General features: G+C 32.5%; 18 protein-coding genes and 1 other RNA gene. 12 read left to right on the top strand and 7 right to left on the bottom strand.

Features of this window, described 5'->3' with window-relative positions:
• Nucleotides 1-120: 120 nt before the first annotated feature.
• From BT107_RS01530 to BT107_RS01510, 5 genes are all read left to right on the top strand, one after another.
• Nucleotides 121-1,545, top strand: coding sequence for an L-serine ammonia-lyase (locus tag BT107_RS01530; RefSeq protein WP_072301992.1), 1,425 nt, complete (start codon nucleotides 121-123; stop codon nucleotides 1,543-1,545).
• A 25-nt stretch (nucleotides 1,546-1,570) separates the two neighbouring features.
• Entirely contained in the window at nucleotides 1,571-3,406 is a 1,836-nt protein-coding gene (locus BT107_RS01525; RefSeq protein ID WP_072301991.1) for a Xaa-Pro dipeptidyl-peptidase, read from the top strand.
• Nucleotides 3,407-3,411: 5 nt separating this feature from the next.
• A complete protein-coding gene (locus BT107_RS01520) occupies nucleotides 3,412-3,903 on the top strand; it encodes a hypothetical protein (RefSeq protein ID WP_072301990.1) in 492 nt (163 codons plus the stop codon).
• Nucleotides 3,904-4,048: 145 nt separating this feature from the next.
• Nucleotides 4,049-4,867 (top strand): 3-methyl-2-oxobutanoate hydroxymethyltransferase, encoded by an 819-nt coding sequence (gene panB / locus BT107_RS01515; protein WP_072301989.1) that lies wholly within the window; start codon nucleotides 4,049-4,051, stop codon nucleotides 4,865-4,867.
• Between the two features lie 63 nt (nucleotides 4,868-4,930).
• A complete protein-coding gene (locus tag BT107_RS01510) occupies nucleotides 4,931-5,623 on the top strand; it encodes an RluA family pseudouridine synthase (RefSeq protein WP_072301988.1) in 693 nt (230 codons plus the stop codon).
• 1 nt (nucleotide 5,624) lies between these two features.
• On the opposite strand, the gene BT107_RS01505 is transcribed toward BT107_RS01510, so the two are convergent.
• On the bottom strand, nucleotides 5,625-7,169 hold the full coding sequence (locus BT107_RS01505) for a hypothetical protein (protein WP_072301987.1): 1,545 nt from the start codon (nucleotides 7,167-7,169) through the stop codon (nucleotides 5,625-5,627).
• A 146-nt stretch (nucleotides 7,170-7,315) separates the two neighbouring features.
• Between BT107_RS01505 and BT107_RS01500 the strand changes: the two genes are divergently transcribed.
• Nucleotides 7,316-8,488, top strand: a complete 1,173-nt coding sequence (locus BT107_RS01500; RefSeq protein WP_072301986.1) for a 2-isopropylmalate synthase — start codon at nucleotides 7,316-7,318, stop codon at nucleotides 8,486-8,488.
• A 1-nt stretch (nucleotide 8,489) separates the two neighbouring features.
• Nucleotides 8,490-9,608, top strand: a complete 1,119-nt coding sequence (gene leuB / locus BT107_RS01495; protein WP_072301985.1) for a 3-isopropylmalate dehydrogenase — start codon at nucleotides 8,490-8,492, stop codon at nucleotides 9,606-9,608.
• Here the strand turns inward: leuB and BT107_RS01490 are convergent.
• Nucleotides 9,601-10,836: a TlpA disulfide reductase family protein gene (locus BT107_RS01490; RefSeq protein WP_072301984.1), complete on the bottom strand. Its 1,236-nt coding sequence runs from the start codon at nucleotides 10,834-10,836 to the stop codon at nucleotides 9,601-9,603. The two genes, leuB and BT107_RS01490, sit on opposite strands and share 8 nt — an antisense overlap.
• A 126-nt stretch (nucleotides 10,837-10,962) precedes the next feature.
• Between BT107_RS01490 and pheT the strand changes: the two genes are divergently transcribed.
• On the top strand, nucleotides 10,963-13,389 hold the full coding sequence (gene pheT / locus BT107_RS01485) for a phenylalanine--tRNA ligase subunit beta (protein ID WP_072301983.1): 2,427 nt from the start codon (nucleotides 10,963-10,965) through the stop codon (nucleotides 13,387-13,389).
• 4 nt (nucleotides 13,390-13,393) lie between these two features.
• Here pheT and BT107_RS01480 read toward each other — a convergent pair whose 3' ends face one another.
• Together BT107_RS01480 and BT107_RS01475 are read right to left on the bottom strand one after the other, a co-directional pair.
• The gene (locus tag BT107_RS01480) at nucleotides 13,394-13,948 is read right to left on the bottom strand and encodes a fasciclin domain-containing protein (RefSeq protein ID WP_072302880.1); all 555 of its coding nucleotides are present in this window, start codon (nucleotides 13,946-13,948) and stop codon (nucleotides 13,394-13,396) included.
• Nucleotides 13,949-14,070: 122 nt separating this feature from the next.
• A complete protein-coding gene (locus BT107_RS01475) occupies nucleotides 14,071-15,693 on the bottom strand; it encodes an ABC-F family ATP-binding cassette domain-containing protein (RefSeq protein WP_072301982.1) in 1,623 nt (540 codons plus the stop codon).
• Nucleotides 15,694-15,863: 170 nt separating this feature from the next.
• Between BT107_RS01475 and BT107_RS01470 the strand changes: the two genes are divergently transcribed.
• Nucleotides 15,864-17,264 (top strand): hypothetical protein, encoded by a 1,401-nt coding sequence (locus BT107_RS01470; protein WP_072301981.1) that lies wholly within the window; start codon nucleotides 15,864-15,866, stop codon nucleotides 17,262-17,264.
• A 75-nt stretch (nucleotides 17,265-17,339) separates the two neighbouring features.
• Here BT107_RS01470 and fsa read toward each other — a convergent pair whose 3' ends face one another.
• The 3 genes from fsa to ffs all read right to left on the bottom strand — a co-directional run bounded on the left by fsa (nucleotide 17,340) and on the right by ffs (nucleotide 19,057).
• Nucleotides 17,340-17,993 (bottom strand): fructose-6-phosphate aldolase, encoded by a 654-nt coding sequence (gene fsa / locus BT107_RS01465; protein WP_072301980.1) that lies wholly within the window; start codon nucleotides 17,991-17,993, stop codon nucleotides 17,340-17,342.
• 73 nt (nucleotides 17,994-18,066) lie between these two features.
• Nucleotides 18,067-18,876 carry an SDR family oxidoreductase gene (locus BT107_RS01460; protein WP_072301979.1) on the bottom strand — a complete coding sequence of 270 codons (810 nt, stop codon included), beginning with the start codon at nucleotides 18,874-18,876 and terminating at the stop codon, nucleotides 18,067-18,069.
• An 83-nt stretch (nucleotides 18,877-18,959) separates the two neighbouring features.
• An RNA gene (gene ffs, locus BT107_RS01455) (signal recognition particle sRNA small type) lies at nucleotides 18,960-19,057 on the bottom strand.
• Nucleotides 19,058-19,145: 88 nt separating this feature from the next.
• Here ffs and BT107_RS01450 point away from each other — a divergent pair.
• From BT107_RS01450 to BT107_RS01440, 3 genes are read left to right on the top strand one after another with little or no spacing between them, the layout of a single operon-like run.
• Nucleotides 19,146-20,195, top strand: a complete 1,050-nt coding sequence (locus BT107_RS01450; protein WP_072301978.1) for a glutaminyl-peptide cyclotransferase — start codon at nucleotides 19,146-19,148, stop codon at nucleotides 20,193-20,195.
• Nucleotides 20,196-20,199: 4 nt separating this feature from the next.
• Nucleotides 20,200-20,592 (top strand): acyl-CoA thioesterase, encoded by a 393-nt coding sequence (locus BT107_RS01445; protein WP_072301977.1) that lies wholly within the window; start codon nucleotides 20,200-20,202, stop codon nucleotides 20,590-20,592.
• Between the two features lie 13 nt (nucleotides 20,593-20,605).
• A complete protein-coding gene (locus tag BT107_RS01440) occupies nucleotides 20,606-22,120 on the top strand; it encodes a choice-of-anchor Q domain-containing protein (protein ID WP_244543087.1) in 1,515 nt (504 codons plus the stop codon).
• Nucleotides 22,121-22,122 lie beyond the last annotated feature (2 nt).

The following is a 22,122-nucleotide window of genomic DNA, read 5'->3' as shown; positions in this document are numbered from 1 at the left end:
CTTCATTAGCAGATTTATGTATGATGATTTATAACTACGCAAACAAACTAATATGGTAAAAAGGTATGTTATATCATTCCAAAATGTATATTTGTCCGTAGTAATAAAACGTTTTCGTAAATGGAATGCATCAGTATATTTGATATGCTTAAAATTGGTGTTGGGCCTTCTAGCTCGCACACACTTGGACCTTGGAGAGCTGCAGAGCGCTTTCTACAAGAGTTACAGCAAACACAAAGCATTAGCAGTGTTAAAACTATACAAACAGAGCTGTACGGTTCTTTATCTTTAACAGGTAAAGGACACGCAACAGACCTTGCTGTTATGTTAGGACTTTCTGGAGAAGACCCTGTTACAATGGAGGTGCAAAATATCGGTACTATTATAGACACCATTAAACAAAACAACCAACTTCTACTCTTAGGCAAATACCCTATTACTTATAGCGCAACAGAGCACATTGTTTTTTTAAAGACATCTTTGCCATTTCATGCAAATGGCATTAAATTTTCTGCCATAATGGACGATAATAGTGTTTACGAAGACACCTTCTACTCTATTGGCGGTGGTTTTGTTGTAAAAGAAGAGCGAATACACGCTAAAGAAAACATACAGGTTTTTAAAACTTTTCCGCATCCAGTAAATTCTGGTGTTGCTTTACTAGAACATTGTAAAGCTGGTAATAAAACAATTTCTGAAATTGTTTTGGAAAATGAACTGTCTTTAAGAACAAACGAAGAAGTAGACACACAATTAAAAGCCATTTGGGGTACTATGTTAGAGTGTATGCATATTGGTTGCCATACACAAGGTACTTTACCTGGCGGATTAAATGTACGTAGACGTGCTTTTGATATACACGAAAAACTAAAAGGCGATGCACCCTACAACACACCACAAGAGTGGTTAGAAACTATACGTAATACAGAAGTAAAATTTAGACAAATACTAAAATGGGTTAGCTGTTTTGCATTAAGTGTAAACGAGGTTAACGCATCTTTAGGTCGCGTTGTAACAGCTCCTACAAATGGTAGCGCTGGTGTTATACCCGCTGTACTAATGTATTATATGGTAATAGAAAACCACGATGCGGACTTTAGTCACATTAAAAAGTTTTTACTAGTTGCCGGAGAAATTGGTAGTTTATTTAAAAAAGGAGCTACTATCTCTGCCGCAATGGGTGGTTGCCAAGCAGAAATTGGCGTGTCATCTGCTATGGCTGCTGGTGCATTAACAGAGCTTTTAGGCGGTACTCCAGAACAAGTTTTAATGGCTGCAGAAATAGCTATGGAACACCACTTAGGTTTAACTTGCGATCCTATTGGTGGCTTAGTACAAGTACCATGTATAGAACGTAACTCTATGGGCGCAATAAAAGCTATTAATGCTGCAGAGTTAGCACTAGACTCAGATCCTGCAAATGCAAAAGTACCCATAGACAAAGTTATTAATACAATGTGGGAAACTGCAAAAGATATGAACTCTAAATATAAAGAAACATCTACAGGTGGCTTAGCCGTTGGTGTATTTTTAAGTGATTGTTAAGATTGATATATTAAACCTTTACCTTATGAAAACTACAATTAAATTTAAAGTAAGCTGCTTATTTTTATTTCTATCAATAATAAGTATTGCACAAACTGAAAAAACGGTTCCTGTTTTTAAAGACGGTGAAGCACAAATTGTAGAAGGCTTTAGTGATCCTGATAAATGGATACGTCATGACCTATTTGTAGAAACTACGTTTGATACTGATGGCGATGGCAAACTAGATCGTATGCACGTTAGCGTTACAAGACCAGAGCAAACTGAAAATGAAGGTTTAAAACTGCCTATAATTTTATGTTCTAGTCCCTATTATGCTGGTACTGCTACCGGAGCAGAAGAAGGTTTATTTTGGAATGTAAATCACGAATTAGGTGAAAAAGCTCCAAAACGCTCTCATCCTGAAGTAAAACGCAGAGGTGAACGCCCTATAATATCTAACTCTCACATACAAAAATGGGTTCCCAGAGGCTACATTGTAGTACACACATCTGCACCAGGAACAGGATTTTCTCAAGGAGCTCCTACTGTTGGCGGACCTAATGAAGCTTTAGCTCCAAAAACTGTTATTGACTGGTTATGTGGTCGTGCAAAAGGATTTACCTCTCCAGACAATACTGAAGAAGTTACTGCTTTTTGGTCTACAGGAAAAGTAGGTATGACAGGCACATCTTATAACGGAACAATACCTTTAGCTGCAGCAACAACTGGTGTAGAAGGTTTAGAGGCTATTATACCTATTGCACCTAACACATCTTCTTACCACTACTACCGCTCTAACGGCTTAGTAAGGAGTCCTGGTGGTTATTTAGGTGAAGATATAGATGTTTTATACGATTTTATACACAGTGGAGACCCTAGTAAACGTGCCTACAGCAACAAAACCATTAGAGATACAGAGCTAATAAATGGTATGGACAGAGAAACCGGAGATTTTAACGATTTTTGGGCCGGACGCGATTACCTAACTAAAATGAAGCCTATGAAAGCGGCTTTATTAATGTCTCACGGCTTTAACGATTGGAATGTTGTACCAGAACACAGCTACCGTATTTACAAAGCTGCAAAAGAAAAAGGATTACCAACACAAATATACTACCACCAAAACGGTCATGGTGGACCTCCTCCAATAACATTAATGAACCGTTGGTTTACTAGATATTTACACGGCATTAAGAACGATGTAGAAAAAGACAAAAGAGCTTGGATTGTTCGCGAACATGATACACAAGACAACCCTACTCCATATGACGAGTACCCAAATCCTAAAGCATCTCCTGTAGTCTTACATTTAAAAAATGGAGCTCCAGAACAAGGTAAACTAGAAGTAGAATCTAACAAAAATAAAAAAACTGAAACCTTAGTAGACGACCATAACATTTCAATGGAAGAATTAGCAAAAGCTGTTAACTCTAAAAACAGACTACTATACACCACCCCAATATTCACTAAAGATGTGCATATTTCTGGTACAACTTCAATTACAATAAAACTTGCTAGCAGTAAACCTGCGGCAAACTTATCTATTGCCTTAGTTTCTTTACCTTGGAATACAAATAAAGATGCTCTTATTACAGACAACATTATTACGCGTGGCTGGGCAGATCCTCAAAATCACAAATCCATATCTGAAAGCAAACCATTAAAGCCTGGTAAATTTTATACTATGACGTTTAATTTACAACCAGATGACCAGATAATACCTGCAGGACAACAAATTGGATTGGTTATTTTTTCTAGTGATAATCAGTTTACTATTTTACCTAAACCAGGGACAGAGTTAACTATAGATACTAACGAAACTGAAATTTCTATACCAATTGTTGGTGGTATAGAAAGCTATATAAAAGCCGTTAAGTAAAATATATGGAAGATAGAAATTCACTTACCTTTAAAGGATACTTAAAAGTTATGTCTGTAATGCATTTAGTTTTTTGCATTGGCATATTACTTTTTACTATTTTTCTTTATTTTCAACAAGAAAGCTGGATATTTACTTTTCCCATAAATACCCCAAGTATTGTAATTGTACCACTTATAGCCATTATAGGCATATACTTAAGTAATTACGTTTTTAAAAAGAAGATTGAGCCTATTCTAGATAAAAAATCTTTAAAACAAAAGCTAGGCGTTTATCAATCTGCCTTAATTTACAAATTTGCTTTTGTAGAGGGTTCTGCTTTTGTTTGCTTAGTATTTGCTTTATCTAACAGTAATTTATTTTACCTAAGCATTACAGGTTTTATCATAATTTACTTTATAACACTAAGACCAACTAAAGATAAAATAGAGCAACAACTACAGCTTAAAGGAGAACAAAAGGAACAATTTAAAAGAGAAGATGATGTAATTAGCTGATATTACTTACAATCTTCTAAAATCTTTTCCACTTATATAATTCTATCAATTCATATAAAACATATCACATTCTTAAATATAATAAAGATGCGTACTCTTAATCTTTTTTCATAATTTTAGCGCATCTAAACTAAATAAACATACAATGTCAGTTGCCAAAAAAGAATATAAAAGAGTTACAGTGAAGTCGCTCGTAGATATGAAGAAAAACGGAGAACGTATCTCTATGCTTACTGCCTATGATTATTCTATGGCAAAGATTATAGACGATGCCAATGTAGATGTTATCTTAGTTGGTGATTCAGCTAGTAATGTTATGGCAGGTCACGAAACTACATTACCTATTACTTTAGATCAAATGATTTACCACGCATCTTCTGTAATAAGAGCTATTAACAGATGTTTAGTTGTTGTTGATATTCCTTTTGGTAGTTACCAAAGCGATCCAAAAGAAGCTTTACGTTCTGCTATACGCATAATGAAAGAAAGTGGCGCACACGCTATTAAGGTAGAAGGTGGTATAGAAATTAAAGATTCTGTAAAACGTATTCTTAATGCTGGTATTCCGGTAATGGGACATTTAGGTTTAACTCCACAATCTATTTATAAATTTGGCACTTATACAGTTAGAGCTAAAGAAGAGGAAGAAGCTAAAAAACTTAAAGAGGATGCATTATTACTTCAAAAATTAGGTTGCTTTGCTATTGTTTTAGAAAAAATTCCTGCAAAACTTGCTAAAGAAGTTGCAGAGAGTTTAACAATTCCTGTAATAGGAATTGGTGCTGGTGGCGATGTAGACGGACAAGTACTTGTGATACACGATCTTTTAGGTATGACAAAAGAGTTTAATCCTCGTTTTTTAAGACGATATATGAACTTATATGAAGAAATGGGTACTGCCATTTCCAACTACGTAGACGATGTAAAAACTAAAGACTTCCCTAACGAAGAGGAACAATACTAAGCAAATAATTAGAATTAAGTCGTTAGACAAAAGTTAACAACAGCTCTTTAGAATAAATTTTAAATGAAAACCGTTTCTACTCCTCAAAATCTTCAGGTATTGTATGAAGACAACCACCTTATTGCCATAAATAAACGTGTTGGCGACATTGTACAAGGAGACAAAACAGGTGATGCTCCTTTAAGTGATATTGTAAAGGATTATATTAAAGAAAAATACAACAAACCTGGCAATGTTTACTTAGGTGTAGCTCACAGATTAGACAGGCCTACAACCGGAATTGTTGTTTTTGCTAAAACATCTAAAGCATTACCGCGTTTAAACAAATTGTTTGCAGAAAAAGACGCTAAAAAAACATATTGGGCTGTTGTAAAACAACAGCCTAAAAAAACTAAAGATACGCTTGTACACTACCTTAAACGTAACACCAAGCAAAACAAATCTTACGCAAACATTAAAGAGGTGCCAGATAGCAAAAAAGCTATTTTAGACTATACTGTTCTTAAAAAACTAGACAATTACTACTTACTAGAAATAAACTTACAAACAGGTAGACACCACCAAATTAGATCTCAACTTACAAGTATTGGCTGCCCTATAAAGGGCGACTTAAAATACGGTTTTAATCGTAGTAATGCTGATGGTGGCATACATTTACACGCTCGTAAATTGTCTTTTATTCACCCTGTAAAAAAGGAGCCATTAGAAATTATAGCCCCTTTACCAGATGATCCTATATGGGATGTTTGTTCTTAAACTATCTAGTTAGTTTTTTTGCTTTTTCACGTACAATTTCACCTACTGGTTTATTATACAAATGGCTCTCTAACCAAGAGATAATATCTAAATATAAAAAGGCTCTTTTCTCGTAAGGATGATTTTCGTATTTCTTTAATTCTGTATGTAACTTTTTAAACGCATTTGGCAAATCTGTAGGATAAATATCTCTTAAGTTTCTTAAAAACTTGATCATCTCTTTCTGCACAGCGTGCATATCGTTCATCTTTATTAAAAACTTATATGTGCTTTTTAATTGTACCTCTAGATGGTAATCCATACCAGCCTCATAATGCGCAACAAGACTTAACACACGAGAAAAACACATAAGATCTTCTCTCATTTTTAAGTTCTTATTATTTATTATTTTCTTTAAATACTGTATACACATTTTATTATCTCCAACACCAAAATACAAACAAGCACATTTATAATACAATAACATTATGTGGTGCTCATCTATACGATCTTTATGCTTATTAATTCCGTATTCCACAATACGCACTAAATACAAACCTTTTTCAAAAGTACCTTCTAAAAAGTGCTGATTTAGCTTATTAGAGTTTAAATACAAAAACGCTAGAGATGAAATATTATCGTTCTTAGGAAAACTCTTGCTCTCTATCATTGCTTCCATTTTTATTAATGTAGCTTTAAATTGAGAACTATACTTTACATAAAACAACGACTCTAATAAATAGTTGCTTCCTTTTAAAAAGAAAACTGGGTTTAGATAAATCATATCTTTATTTTCATAAAAAAGGTCTACCCATTTATTAGCATATTTATAACAAGATAAAAAATCTTGAATTAAAAAACTATACCATAAATATGCTTTGTAAAGCCAAAGTTTTTCTCTAAAACCTAAATCTTCAATATCATAGATAGGTAAATGATCATTAAAGTAAGTTTTTACTTTTTTTAAATCTTCATCACTACGCACATACCCAACTTTAAGCATCATACCATACAACTGTAAAGACAAATTACTTAACTTACTTGTCATTACATTTTGTGCAGATAGCTCTTTTGCTTGCACTGCTAATTCATTTGCTCTGTCTGGTATACTACGTGTAATGTATTGTGTTTCTATTATTTTTTCTAGCTCAACTATTTCATAAGCTATATTTTTTTCCTCGTTCTCTATAGCAATTCCTTTTACTTTATCCAAAAGCTTTAAACTTTGTTTATACAATCCTTTCTGGTATAAAATAGTAGCAAAGTCTAATTGTTCCCTAATTTGTACACGTATATTTTGGTTTACGGGATTTAATCTTAAACTAACTAAAATTTGCTTGTATAGATGTGCTTTTAAATTAGATAGTTGTGCTTTTTTAACAATACCACTTTCTAGTATAGCTTTTTCACTGTAACTTTTTGTCTTATCTAAAAGATTAAAAAGCGCTAAAAATTTAGCATCAGTATTTACACCTAAGCGACCTACATACAACTTAAATTGTCTCTTTTCTGATTTAGAAAGAGACTTTACCAATACAAACAGGGCATCTTTATGAGGAGTTGTCATCGTAAAAAAATGAATTTAAATAACTGATTATCAATTAATTAATATTTTTAAAAACCACTTAAACGTTGTAAATGATTTTTAGCTGATTCAATATTAAGAATAAAGGACTATATATTCGTATAGCAGCCCAAAATTATATAAATAAAATGAGTAAAGATAAAGTTCAAATATTTGACACAACACTAAGAGACGGAGAACAAGTTCCAGGATGTAAATTAGATGCTACACAAAAGCTAATAATTGCTGAACGTTTAGACCTCTTAGGTGTAGATGTAATAGAAGCTGGCTTTCCTATTTCTAGCCCTGGAGATTTTAATTCTGTAAAAGAGATAGCTAAATTAGTTAAAAATGCAACTGTTTGTGGTTTAACAAGAGCTGTAAAAAAAGATATAGAAGTTGCTGCAGAGGCTGTAAAATATGCTAAAAGACCTAGAATACATACAGGGATTGGCACATCTGACTCTCACATAAAATATAAATTTAATTCTAATAAGGATCAAATTATAGAGAGAGCTGTGGCTGCTGTAAAATATGCTAAAACATTTGTAGAAGATGTAGAGTTTTATGCAGAAGATGCAGGTAGAACAGATAATGAATTTTTAGCAAAAGTATGTTCGGCAGTAGTAAAAGCAGGTGCAACTGTACTTAATATTCCAGATACAACAGGCTATTGTTTACCTGAAGAATATGGAGCAAAAATGAAATATCTATACGAAAACGTAGAGGGTATACACAAGGCAATTTTATCTTGTCACTGTCATAATGATTTAGGTTTGGCAACTGCTAACTCTATAGCTGGTGTTATGAACGGGGCTAGACAAATAGAATGTACAATTAATGGTATTGGTGAACGTGCAGGGAATACTTCTTTAGAAGAAGTTGTTATGATTTTAAGACAACACCCTAACTTAAACCTAGATACAGACATAAACAGTAAATTATTGTACGATACTAGTTTAATGGTGTCTAGTAAAATGGGAATGCCAGTGCAGCCAAACAAGGCAATTGTTGGCGCTAATGCCTTTGCACATAGTTCTGGTATACACCAAGACGGAGTAATTAAAAACAGAGAAACTTACGAAATTATAGACCCTGCAGATGTTGGTGTTAACGAATCTTCTATAGTACTTACAGCACGTAGCGGTAGAGCTGCTTTAGCTTACAGAGCTAAAAATATTGGTTATGAACTTACTAAAACACAATTAGATGTTGTTTATACTGAGTTTTTAAATTTTGCTGATAGAAAAAAAGAAATCGTAGATGAAGACATACATGAAATAATAAGCGTCTGTAACATACAAATAGAAACAACCGTATAATATGAATTTAAAAATAGCTCTTCTTGGCGGTGATGGCGTAGGACCAGAGGTTCTTGCGCAAGCTGTTAAATGCCTACAGTCTGTAGAGGTTACATTTAACCACCATTTCACCTTTTCCCCTGCCTTAGTTGGCGCTACTGCGATAGACCAAACTGGTAACCCGTTACCAGATGAAACTTTAGAAATTTGTAAAAATTCTAACGCTGTTCTTTTTGGCGCTATCGGTGATCCAAAATACGATAACGATCCTATTGCTAAAGTACGCCCAGAACAAGGCTTACTTAAGCTTAGAAAAGAGTTAGGTCTTTTTAGTAACATAAGACCTGTACGTGTTTACCCTAGCTTAATAGATAGATCACCGCTAAAGAAAGAAATTATTTCTGGAGTAGATTTTACTATTTACAGAGAATTAACCGGAGGCATTTATTTTGGTGAAAAGAAATTAAATGAAAAAGGTACTGTAGCTTCTGATCTTTGTGAATATTCTGAAAAAGAAATTAGTAGAATGGCGCACTTAGCATTTAAAGCTGCTAAAAATAGAAGAAAAAAAGTAACACTTATAGACAAAGCTAATGTTCTAGAAACATCTAGACTATGGCGCAAAGTAGTTACAAGAATAGGAGAAAGTTATCCTGAAATAGAATTAGACTTTCTATTTGTTGATAATGCCGCTATGCAAATGATTTTAAACCCTGCACAGTTTGATGTTATTTTGACCAACAATATGTTTGGTGATATAATTTCTGATGAAGCTAGCGTTATTACGGGTTCTATTGGCTTACTTGCTTCTGCATCTGTTGGTACAGACTTTGCAATGTTTGAACCTATTCATGGATCTTACCCACAAGCAACGGGTCTAGATATAGCAAATCCTATAGCTGCAATTTTGTCTGCTGCAATGTTAATAGAACATCACGGTTTAAATGAAGAGGCACAAGCTATTTATATGGCTGTAGAAAATGCAATAATAAATAATGTAGTTACATCTGATCTAAACCCAGACAGTAGATTTGGAACAGATTATGTTGGTAATTACATAGCAAACAGTATTGTAGATACAGATGAGTATTTACACTTAAATGATGAAAACATAGGCTTAGGAAAATCTACTATTATTTAGTAGATTTTTCTTTTAGCAAGTTTTTCACTGTAGCTGTAAAGTCGGCTTTAAATTCTGTGTATTTTTCTCCTGTTGCAGGACCATTAAAACCCGTATATATTTTACGTACATCACCATTTTTATCTAGTAACAGAGTAGTTGGGTAAGATAAAATATGATTTAGCATTGGTAATTTCTCCTGTGCTTCTGTTTTGCTAGAGTTTCCGTACTGCGCTAATAAAATAGGATATGTTACTCCTACTCTATTTTTTAATCTGCTAATTTTATCAAAAGCGCTTTCTTTTGTCTTTGCATACTCAAAAGCTAAAGAGATTATTTCTAATTCTTCATTCTTATGCTCTTTTAAAAACTGAGTTAAAAACTTAGTTTCATCTAAACAATTAGGACACCAGGTTCCCATTATCTGTACAATTACTACTTTATTATTATACTTTTTATCAGTTAAAGAAACCATCTTATTATCTATATCAGGAAAAGAAAAATCTAATTTCTTATAACCTTCGTTTAAATAAGTAAGTGTTGTATCTGCTGGCAGTTCATACAATTTATTTCTCTTTGCTATAAATGGTTCCTTAAAGTGATTTCCAGAATAAAAAGTTCCTTTTAAAATAGAATCTGTTACTTTGGCTGTAAACAAGAATGCATGGGCTCCATCAAAAGTAGAAAGTTTTAAAGAATCTCCATCTACCACTCCTTCTAAATACCTATAGTCTCCTGTGGTCGTTCTAAATGTTCCTGTAACTTTAGAATCATCTTGCTTAAAAATTCCTTTTGCAATATAACTATCTTCTGTTTCAGGACTAAAAACAGTCTCCCAAATACCAGTGACATCTTTCCTAGCTTCTGCACTAATTTTAAATCTCTTTTCATTGCCACATACTGCTGTAAAAGGCACTACTCTATCTAAACTTTCTTTAATAAAATTACCTGTTATTTCTTTTGCTGTAAATTTTCCTTTTAAATACCCTTCAAAAACAGGCATTTTTATAGTAATAGAATCTCCTTTAACCGTAATTTCATCAACCTTTATTACTTCTTCAGCATTAAAAACATTTATTTCTATATTATTTTCAGAAGTATAATTAACAGAAAAAGTAAAAGGTAGCACTTGGTTGTCTTGTATACCTAATTCTAACAACCAATTACCTTCTTCTAATTTATCTGTTTTTGACTCAGAACAAGAAAAAACAAATAATAAAACAATAAAAAGGTATCCTATATTCTTCATAATAAAGTGGTTTCTGTAAAAATCGTAATATAAATTGAAAGCTTACAATAAAAAAAGAGAATTGATTAAAATATGTGTTGAATCTCTATTTTCATTGTCCTATCTTTGAGGCTTTAAATTTTTAGAATGAAAATATCTTACAACTGGTTAAAACAGTTTTTACATATTGATTGGGAAGCTGAGAAAACAGCAGAATTATTAACAGATTTAGGTTTAGAAGTAGAAGGTATTTCTGAGTTTGAAACCGTTAAAGGTGGACTAAAAGGTATTGTGGTTGGGCACGTATTAACGTGTATAAAACACCCTAACGCAGATAAACTAAAATTAACAACTGTAGACATAGGTGCAGATGCTCCTGTGCAAATTGTTTGTGGTGCACCAAATGTAGATAAAGGACAAAAAGTACCTGTTGCAACTATTGGCACTACGTTATATACTGCAGAAGGTGAAGCTTGGAAAATTAAGAAAGGTAAAATTCGTGGTGAAGAAAGTCACGGAATGATTTGCGCTGAGGATGAACTAGGTTTAGGCAAGGGTCATGATGGTATTATGGTCTTAGACGAAGACTTAAAACCTGGAACACCTTGCGCAGAAATCTTTGAAGTAGAAACAGATATTATTTTTGAGATTGGGTTAACTCCTAATCGTGCAGATGCAATGAGCCACTTTGGTGTTGCAAGAGATTTAAGAGCTGGTTTAATACAGCAAGAAATTACAAAAGAACTTATTACACCACCTGTTACTAATTTTAACATAGAAAACAGGTCGTTAAAAATAGCAGTAGACGTACTTAATAATGATTTAGCACCAAGGTATTGTGGTGTTACTATTAGCAATCTAGAAGTTAAAGATTCTCCAGATTGGCTAAAAAATAGGTTGCGTTCTATTGGCTTAACACCAAAAAACAATGTTGTAGATGCTACCAATTACGTTTTACACGAATTAGGGCAGCCATTACATGCTTTTGATGCCAATAAAATTAAAGGTCACAAGATTGAAGTAAAAACGGTTGCTGCCGGAACAAAATTTACAACCCTAGACGATGTAGAAAGAGAACTACACGAAGAGGATTTAATGATCTGTGATGAAGAAAAACCACTATGTATTGCTGGTATTTTTGGAGGTAAAGATTCTGGTGTAACAGAAAATACAACTTCTATCTTTTTAGAAAGTGCATACTTTAATCCTGTTTCTGTACGTAAAACTGCTAAAAGACACGGATTAAATACAGATGCTTCTTTTAGGTTTGAAAGAGGTATAGACATACAAAATGTTGAATACGCGTTACGTAGAGCAGCTTCTTTAATTAAAGAAATTGCTGGAGGAGACATTACATCTGACATTGTAGATCTTTATTCTAAAAAGGTTGAAGATCATGAGGTGTTTTTAACTTATGAAAAAATTAATAAGTTAATAGGACAAGAAATTTCTAGAGAGACTATAAAATCTATCTTAACATCTTTAGATATTAAGGTTAAAAATGTATCTGAATCTGGAATGGGTCTTGCTATTCCTTTTTATCGTGTAGACGTACAAAGACCAGTAGATGTTATTGAAGAAATCTTAAGAGTTTATGGCTACAACAATATTAACTTTACCACTAAGTTAAATGCGTCTATAGCAACTACATCTAGGTTTGAAGATTACAAACTACAAAATGTAATTGGAAACCAGTTAGCTAGTCAAGGTTTTTATGAAATAATGGCAAACAGTTTAACCACCATAGAATACAACAAGCATTCTGAAGCTATAAAGGATGAAAATTCTGTAGCAATGCTAAATCCGCTTAGTTCAGATTTATCTGTTTTAAGACAATCTATGTTATTTAGTGGACTAGAAGCTATATCTCATAACATTAACAGAAAAAGATTAAACCTTAAGTTTTTTGAATTTGGAAAAACATACCACAACTTCTCTGACAAGCGTATAGAAAATAAACACTTATCTTTATTTTTAACAGGAAATCAAGAAGATGATAATTGGTACGGTGCTCAGAAAAAATCTGATTTCTTTTACCTTAAATCCTCTATAGAAACAGTTCTTAGTAAACTAGGAATAAACAAAACAAGCTCTACACCTGTAGAAAATGATGTTTACCAAGAAGGTTTATCATTAAAAGGAAACAAACTAAGTTTAGTAGAATTTGGCGTTATTAAACCTACAATTGCAAATGCTTTTGATATTAAACAAGAAGTATTGTTTGCAGATTTTAACTGGGATAATATTATTAAACTAGCCGCACAAAATACTGTTATATTTAAAGAGATAAGCAAATACCCTGTTGTTAAAAGAGATTTTGCTTTATTACTAGATTCCAAAGTTAGTTTTAAAGATCTTTATGATATTGCTTTTGAAACTGAAAAGAAGTTCTTAAAAGAAGTAAACTTGTTTGATGTATACACTGGAGACAAACTACCAGAAGGCAAAAAATCTTACGCTGTAAGCTTTACATTAGCAGATGATAAAGACACACTAAAAGATAAGCAAATAGACAAAATAATGTCTAAGCTTAGAAATAACTACGAAAATAAATTAGGAGCAGAATTACGTTAATACGTTAAATCTGTTTCGGTAAAATTACGCTGTCTATCAGATGCATTACACCATTACACTGTTCTGCATCTGCAGCTGTAATTTTAGCAGAATGCCCTAGAGCATCTGTAAGTATAATATCTGTACCTTTCATAGTTGCTACAATTTCTTTTCCTTGAACTGTTGTATAAGTAGCTACTCCATTACCTTGACACATCGCTTTTAATATTTTAGAAGCTGATATTTTTCCGGCTATTATATGGTAGGTAAGTAAAGAAGTTAAGTCTTTTTTGTTTTCGCTCTTAAGTAGCTCTGCAATCTTTTCTGATGATATTTTACTAAACGCCTTATCTGAAGGTGCAAACACGGTAAACGGTCCATCATTACGCAACAAATCCTCTAAATCTGATCCTTGCATAGCAGCCAATAATGTCTGGTGTGTTAGCGATTGTTGTGTGTTTTCTACAATAGAAAAATTGGGATTCATCCCTTGATTCTTAGTAGTTTGAGTAGTATTTTGTGCTGATAAATAGCCTACAGATAGTATAGCTATTAGAAGATGAATTGGGGGAAATTTCATAATTGCTTTAGAGTAATAATCATAATAATTGTCGGTGAACTGCATAAGTTCACCGACAATATACAACTTTTACTGTACGTACAACTATAAAATAGGTATTTTATCGATAAAATAACCTTAAATTAAGATTCGTATAATTTTTGTCTTTGTTCTTTTATAGACTTATCAGACATATATTCATCAAAAGTAATGTATCTATCTATAGATCCATTTGGTGTTAACTCTATTACTCTATCTGCTACTGTATTTGCAAATTCGTGATCATGCGTTGTAAACAACACTGTTCCTTTAAAGTTCTTTAACGAGTTGTTAAATGCTGTAATACTCTCTAAGTCTAAGTGGTTTGTAGGCTCATCTAACATAAGCACGTTAGCCCTCATCATCATCATTCTACTAAGCATACATCTTACTTTTTCTCCTCCAGAAAGTACTGTGCATTTTTTTAATCCTTCTTCACCACTAAAAAGCATTTTACCTAGAAAACCTCTAATATGTACCTCTTCTCTTTCCTCTTCTGTTGTTGCCCATTGACGTAACCAATCTACCAAGTTAATTGGCTTATTAAAAAAGTCCGAGTTATCTGCTGGCAAGTAAGATTGCGATGTTGTAACACCCCATTTAAATTCTCCTGAAGTAGCTTTTTTATTATCGTTTATAATTTCATAAAAAGCACTAGTTGCTCTAGAATCTTTAGAGATTATTGCAACCTTATCTCCTTTTGCTAAGTTTAAACTAAGGTCTTTAAAAAGCAAATCTCCATCTTCAGATGTTGCAGAAAGATTTTCTACATTTAATATCTGATCTCCTGCTTCTCTTTCTCTTTCAAAAATAATAGCAGGATACCTTCTACTAGATGGTTTAATATCATCTATTTTTAATTTAGAAAGCATTTTTTTTCTAGATGTTGCTTGTTTACTTTTTGCAACGTTAGCACTAAAACGCATAATAAATTCCTGAAGCTCCTTTGCTTTGTCTTCTGCTTTTTTATTTTGTTGAGCTCTTTGTCTTGCTGCAAGCTGACTACTCTCGTACCAGAATGTGTAGTTACCAGAGTATATATTAAGCTTGCCAAAATCTATATCACCAATAGAAGTACAAACCGCATCTAAAAAGTGTCTATCGTGAGATACTACTATTACTGTATTATCATAACCAGCCAAGAAACGCTCTAACCAGTTTATTGTTTCGTAATCCAAGTCGTTCGTAGGCTCATCCATAATTAATACATCTGGACTACCAAAAAGTGCTTGTGCAAGTAAAACTCTTACCTTTAGTTTAGAATCTAAATCGCCCATTAAAGTAAAATGAAACTCTTCTGAAATACCTAAATTTGACAACATTGTTGCTGCTGCACTGTCTGTATTCCAACCATCCATTTCTTCAAACAAAACTTGCAACTCTCCTATTCTGTCTGCATTTGCATCGTCATAATCTGCATAAAGAGCATCAATTTCTTTCTTAATTGTATATAATGGCTTATTCCCCATTACCACTGTTTCTAGAACAGTAGATTCATCATAAGCATTGTGGTTCTGCTCAAGAATAGACATTCTTTTTCCTGGCTCCAAATGCACGTGACCAGAGGTAGCGTCTATTTGCCCAGATAATATTTTTAAAAAGGTAGATTTACCAGCACCGTTGGCACCAATTATACCATAACAATTTCCTTGAGTAAAACTTACGTTAACATCATCAAAAAGAATTCTTTTACCAAATTGAACAGATAAATTAGATACTGATAGCATATTTTAATTTTAAAATTTGTGCAAAAATAGTGAATTTTAAACCCTTAAACCAATACATTTCAACCAATAAAATAGCTATTTTATCTTTCTAATAATTATTTTAACGACACATTAACAATAGTACACCCTTAGGTTCATTAAATTTGTGTGTAACGTTAGCTATATATTATATGAATAAATTTTTACTCTTTCTTTCCATTACTTTTTTATTTAGTTGTGGTGAGAATAAAAAAAACTCCCCATACATATACTTTGCTGGTGAAATTGTAAACCCAAAAAACGATAGCGTTATTCTTTATAAAGATGATCGTAAGGTTTGTTCTAGTAAATTAGACAGTAATAATAGGTTTGCTTTTGAGTTAGACTCTTCTGCCGAGGAAGGCTTATACCACTTTGGACACGAAGAAGTGCAATATATTTATTTAGAAAAAGGTGACAGCCTTTTGATAAGAGTAAATACAGTTGATTTTGATGAGTCACTAGTTTTTGATGGAAAAGGACAAGAGATAAACAATTTTTTACTCGAAATGTTTTTAACTCATGAAGATGAAGAGTTAAACATTGTAGAAAAAATGTATTTTTTAAATCCTAATGAGTTTAGCAAAAAGGTTGACTCTTTACATGATAAAAAAATAGACTTACTTAACACCCTTAAAACAGAAGCTTCTTTAACTGACAATGCTGTACGTATTGCAAAAACAGGTATTGACTACACTACCTATTTATACAAAGAAAAATATCCTTTTAAACACAGAAGAGCCGTAAAGGAAAAAGCTTTAATGCAGCCTCCAGAAGGTTTTTACAACTATAGAAAAGAGTTGACATACAACAATCCTAATTATACTTATATAACACCGTATTATAATTTTATGAAGCAACACTTTGGTGGTATGTCTTATATAAATTGTAAAGAAGGTTGTGAGGTTAATGGAAGTTTTTACATCAATCAATTACATTTTAATGAGCACCAAATTACTTTAATAGATAGTATGGTTGGCGAAAAAAACCTAAAAGACAACTTAATTAGAAATGTAGCATTGAACTACTTACTGCGTTCTGATGATACTTATGAAAATAATACCATTTTCATGAAAGACTTACACAAAGTAGCAAGTAATAACAAACATATTGGCGAAATAGACTCTTTATACAAGAGCATCAAAAATTTACAACCTAATTTAGTACTACCAAAAATTTACATACACAATGTAGATGGCGAAAAAAAATCATTAGAAGATATTAGTAAAGCACACAAGAATGTTGTCTTCTATTTTTGGATGGGTGAGAACAATGTACATTTTAGACACATTACAAATCGTGTAAATCAGCTAAAAGAAAATCCAAACAATAAGTACACTTATATTGGAATTAGTCTACGTACAGATGAAAAGAACTGGAAAGACATTGTAAAATCTAATAACTTAGACCAGAAAACACAATACAGAGCAGAAGATCTTAAAAAGTTAAATAATATATTAATTATTAACGGAAAACTAAACAGAGCTGTAATTACAGACAATGGTAAAATTATAGATGGTTTTGCTAACATATATGGTAATTACAATAAATAACAAAACTGACATATAAACACAAAAAATCCCCTAGAATAAATTCTAGGGGATTTTTTTTATACAGTAAAAAGAAACTTAGTTTCCTTTTTTATAATCTTCTAAAAACTTAGCTAAACCACTATCAGTTAAAGGGTGTTTTAACAATCCTTCAATAGAGGATAAAGGCCCTGTCATTACATCTGCACCAATTTTAGCACAGTTTATAACATGCATTGTGTGTCTAACAGATGCAGCTAAAATCTCCGTAGCAAAACCATAGTTATCATAGATATGTCTAATTTCTGCAATAAGGTTTAAACCATCTGTAGAAATATCATCTAATCTACCAATAAAAGGAGAAACGTAAGTAGCACCTGCTTTAGCTGCTAATAAAGCCTGACCTGCAGAAAAAACTAAAGTTACATTAGTTCTTATTCCTTTATCAGAAAAATATTTACAAGCTTTAATACCGTCTTTTATCATTGGTAATTTAACAACAATTTGCTCATGCAATTCTGCTAACTCTTCACCTTCTTTTATCATTGCATCGTACTCCGTAGCAATAACTTCTGCAGAAACATCACCATCTACAATGTTGCAGATATCTACATAATGTTTTAAAATATTATCTCTACCTGTAATGCCCTCTTTGGCCATTAAAGAAGGGTTAGTTGTTACACCATCCAAAACACCTAATTCTTGTGCTTCTTTGATTTGTGCCAAATTTGCTGTGTCAATAAAAAATTTCATCTTCTGTTATTTTAAAAATTATGTTTTAAATAAATATGGTTGTTAATCAGCCTATTTTACAATTTGTACAAAACTACAACTTGTAATGGTTCAATAATAATTTTTCATATGTTTTATCTGGTAAAATTTTCTTTAAAAACAACGAAAATTTCTGCATAAAAGCCCCTACTCTATAATGTACTTTGGGCTTTTTAGTATTCATTATTTTAAATACCATTTTTGCAACCTGTATTGGATCTTCACCAGAATCTACGTGTTCATTCATTACCTGCAACGTATTGCCGTAAGGTATTTTGTATGCTGAATCTTCTAAAAGAGGTGCGTGATATCTACCAGAAGCTATATTAGTAGCAAAGTCTCCTGGTGCCACAGTTGTAATATGTACTCCAAAATCTTTTACCTCCATACGCATTGCCTCTACCACAAGCTCTAAAGCTCCTTTACTAGCGGAATAAATACCTCTATAAGGTAACCCCATATAACCAGCAATAGATGTAATATTGATTATAAGTCCGTTTTTTTGCTTTCTCATTTGCGGCAAAACGGCTTTCATTAAATGTATTGGGCCATTTAAGTTGATATTAAATGCATTTACAATTTCCTCGTCTGGAGTTTCCTCTATTGGACCGGTAATACCAACACCTGCATTGTTTACCAAAACATCTATAGAACCTTCTTGCGCTACAACATAAGATACAGCTTGCGCTATAGTTTCTGTTTTTCTAACATCTAGTTCTACTAAATTAAAATCGTTAAAATTTGGATATTTTGCCTTGTTACGCGTAGTGCCGTAAACCTTATAGCCTTGTGCAGTTAAATATATACCAATAGATTTTCCTATACCTGAAGAACCGCCTGTTATTAAGACTACTTTTTTACTCATATTATTGTAGATAATTATGAGTGCAAATTAACAAATAAATAAAGGATGGTGGAAATTATGCTCTGCTAAATTTAGCGCATAAAAAATGGCAAGCTACCTACATCGCACCGCTCAACCGTGTACCCTTGCTGCGTTCCCACCCTGGGGGATTAAACAGGAGCTGGTCGTGTAGGACTTGCCGCTGCAAATATACAATCTTTTAAATTTGACGCAATCATTTTTCTATCTAATTTTTATTAAATACCTTGCTTAGGAATAACACTACTATTATGAAAACACTTAAGTTTTTAACTTACAGCGCACTAACTATTTTACTAGCTTCTTGCGGAGGAGCAAATACTCCTGCTTCAAGCTTGTTTGAAATACAGATTTCAGGTAAAAATGCCAAATTTCACCAAAATGAAACGGTAGATATCAACCTAAAAAACAAAAAAAACAAGACTATTAATAGTATTACCTATTCTATAGATGGTGAGAAAATTGATATAAAAGACAACAAATTAGTTTTAGACGTACCTAAAGTTGGTAGCAAAACTATTACTGCAGAAGTTAAATATGATGATACTGTAGCTGAGGTTTCTAAAAAAATTATTGTTTTTGCATCTAAATCTCCAAGCATATATAGTTACGAAGTAATTAACGAATACCCACACAATCCAAATTACTTTACCCAAGGCTTAGAGTTCCATAAAGATACTTTGTACGAAGGAACTGGAAAAAGAGGAAAATCTGTTTTAGTTAAGCTAGACTACAAAACTGGCACAGTTTATAAAGAACATAAATTAAAAAACACCCAATTTGGAGAAGGTATTACTATTTTAAATAATAAGATATACCAACTTACTTGGCAAAGCAATATTGGCTTTGTTTATGACGCAAATACATTTAAAGAAATAGACCAGTTTACCTACGGAAAAAGTAAAGAAGGCTGGGGATTTTGTAATGATGGAGAAAAATTATACAAGAGTGATGGGTCTGAAAAAATATGGACATTAAATCCAGAAACATTAATAGAAGAAAGCGCTATAGAAATATATACAAATAGTAAAAAGCTAGTTAAAATTAATGAACTAGAATACGTAGATGGTAAAATCTACGCCAATACTTGGCAGTCTGGCCAGGATGTTGCTGTAATTATAAACCCAGAAAGCGGCGTAGTAGAAGGTATTATTAACTTTAACGGACTTAAGGACAAGGTTACAAAAACAGACAATGTAGATGTATTAAATGGCATTGCTTACAACCCTACTACCAAAACATTTTTTGTAACGGGTAAAAACTGGGATAAGATGTTTGAGGTTAATATTATAAAAAAGTAAGACATTGAAAGTCTACCACAAAACTATTACAGTAACAGCAGATGATTTAGACGATCTAAATCATGTAAACAATGTTAGATACCTACAATGGGTACAAGATATATCCAAAGAACATTGGCAAGCATCTGCTAGCAAAGAAGTACAAGAAAACCATATGTGGGTTGTTAGTACGCATTTTTTAGAATATAAAGCTGCAGCTATACTAGACGACATTATTAAAGTTAAAACATATATTAAAAAGTCTGAAGGAGCAATTTCAGTTCGTATCGTAGAAATGCGCAACTCGTTAACCAATAAGATTATTTTAAAAGCTAAAACAGAATGGTGCCTACTAAACTCTAAAAGTTTAAGACCAATAAGAGTTTCAGAAGAAATCAAGAATATTTTTATAGACTAGTTTATACTTAAAAATGAAAATGCACTCCTTATTATATATAGCAATTATATTCTTTGTTATTTTAGGGAGTTCTTGTCGTAAAGATTTTAATTTTGAAGATAGCACTGGTAATTTATCTTTCTCTAAAGACACAGTTTACTTAGATACTGTTTTCTCTACTATAAATAGCAGTACTTACGGTTTTAAAGTTTACAATAAAAGTAATACAGATTTACAAATACCCACAATAAAACTAGCAAAAGGTGCTAATAGTTATTATAAGCTAAATGTAGACGGACAAGCTGGCGAAAGTTTTACCAATACTCCTCTTTATGCAAAAGACAGTCTTTATATCTTTGTAGAGATAAATGTGCCAAATACTAAAGTTTCAGATTTTTTATATACCGATGCTATTTTATTTGATAGTGGCAGTAACACACAAAAAGTTGAACTTGTAAGCTTAGTAAAAGATGCTATTTTTTTGTTTCCTACCAAGTTTGAAAATGGCACCACAGAGACTATTGTTTTAACATTAGAAGAAAGCAACGAAGAACTAACAAAAGATGGGTTTACACTAAAAGAAGATAATTTACATTTTACAGCAAGTAAACCATATGTAATTTACGGCTATGCTACCGTTCCCAAAAATGAGACTTTAATAATAGATGCTGGCGCAAGAATCTATTTTCATAAAAATTCTGGCATACTAATAAAAGACAATGCAAGCATACAAGTTAACGGAAAACTTAGTGCAGACGAGAATTTATTAGAAAATGAAGTTCTTTTTGAAGCAGATAGATTAGAGCCTTCTTATACAAATGTAGCCGGACAATGGGACGGTCTTTGGATAGAAAAAGGAAGTACAAATAACACCATAAACTACGCTACTATAAAAAACGCAAGCATTGGTATTTATATCAATGGAAAAAGAGAAAGCAACACCACTACCCTAACCCTTAGCAACACACAAATATACAATAGCCTACAAACTAATATTTATGCACTAAACTCTAATATTGAAGCCTATAATTGTGTAATTGCAAATGCTGGCTACGCATCATTACAATTAAAACAAGCTGGTACCTATAATTTTAATCACACTACAATTGCTAATTACTGGTCTAGAACATACCGTACAGGTACAGCTTTACAAATTAATAACACCTCTACTAATAACACAGCAAATACATTAGAGGTAAACTTTACAAACAGTATTATAGATGGCAACGCAACCAATGAACTACTTTTAATAGAATCTCCGTCTAGCCCACTAAGCTTTAAGTTTACAAATTGTATTATAAAATTTGACACCAAAGTAACAAGCAACCTTTATAATTTTAAAGATGAATTACATTATACACTTCCCTATATCTCAGCAGAAACAGCTTTTGCAAATCCTCTGAAAAATAGCTTTAAAATCCAGAATAACTCTGTTGCAATAGATAACGCAGATAAAAATAATGCTCTTAAAACACCATTAGACATTAAAGGGAATAATAGAACAATCTCTCCAGATATTGGTGCTTATGAGTTTACACCCAACAACTAATT

Origin of the sequence: Cellulophaga fucicola (genome assembly GCF_900119145.1) — a bacterium.
GTDB lineage: Bacteria > Bacteroidota > Bacteroidia > Flavobacteriales > Flavobacteriaceae > Cellulophaga > Cellulophaga fucicola.
Note: the sequence above shows the minus strand (reverse complement) of the source record. Positions and strands in the feature narration are given on the sequence as shown.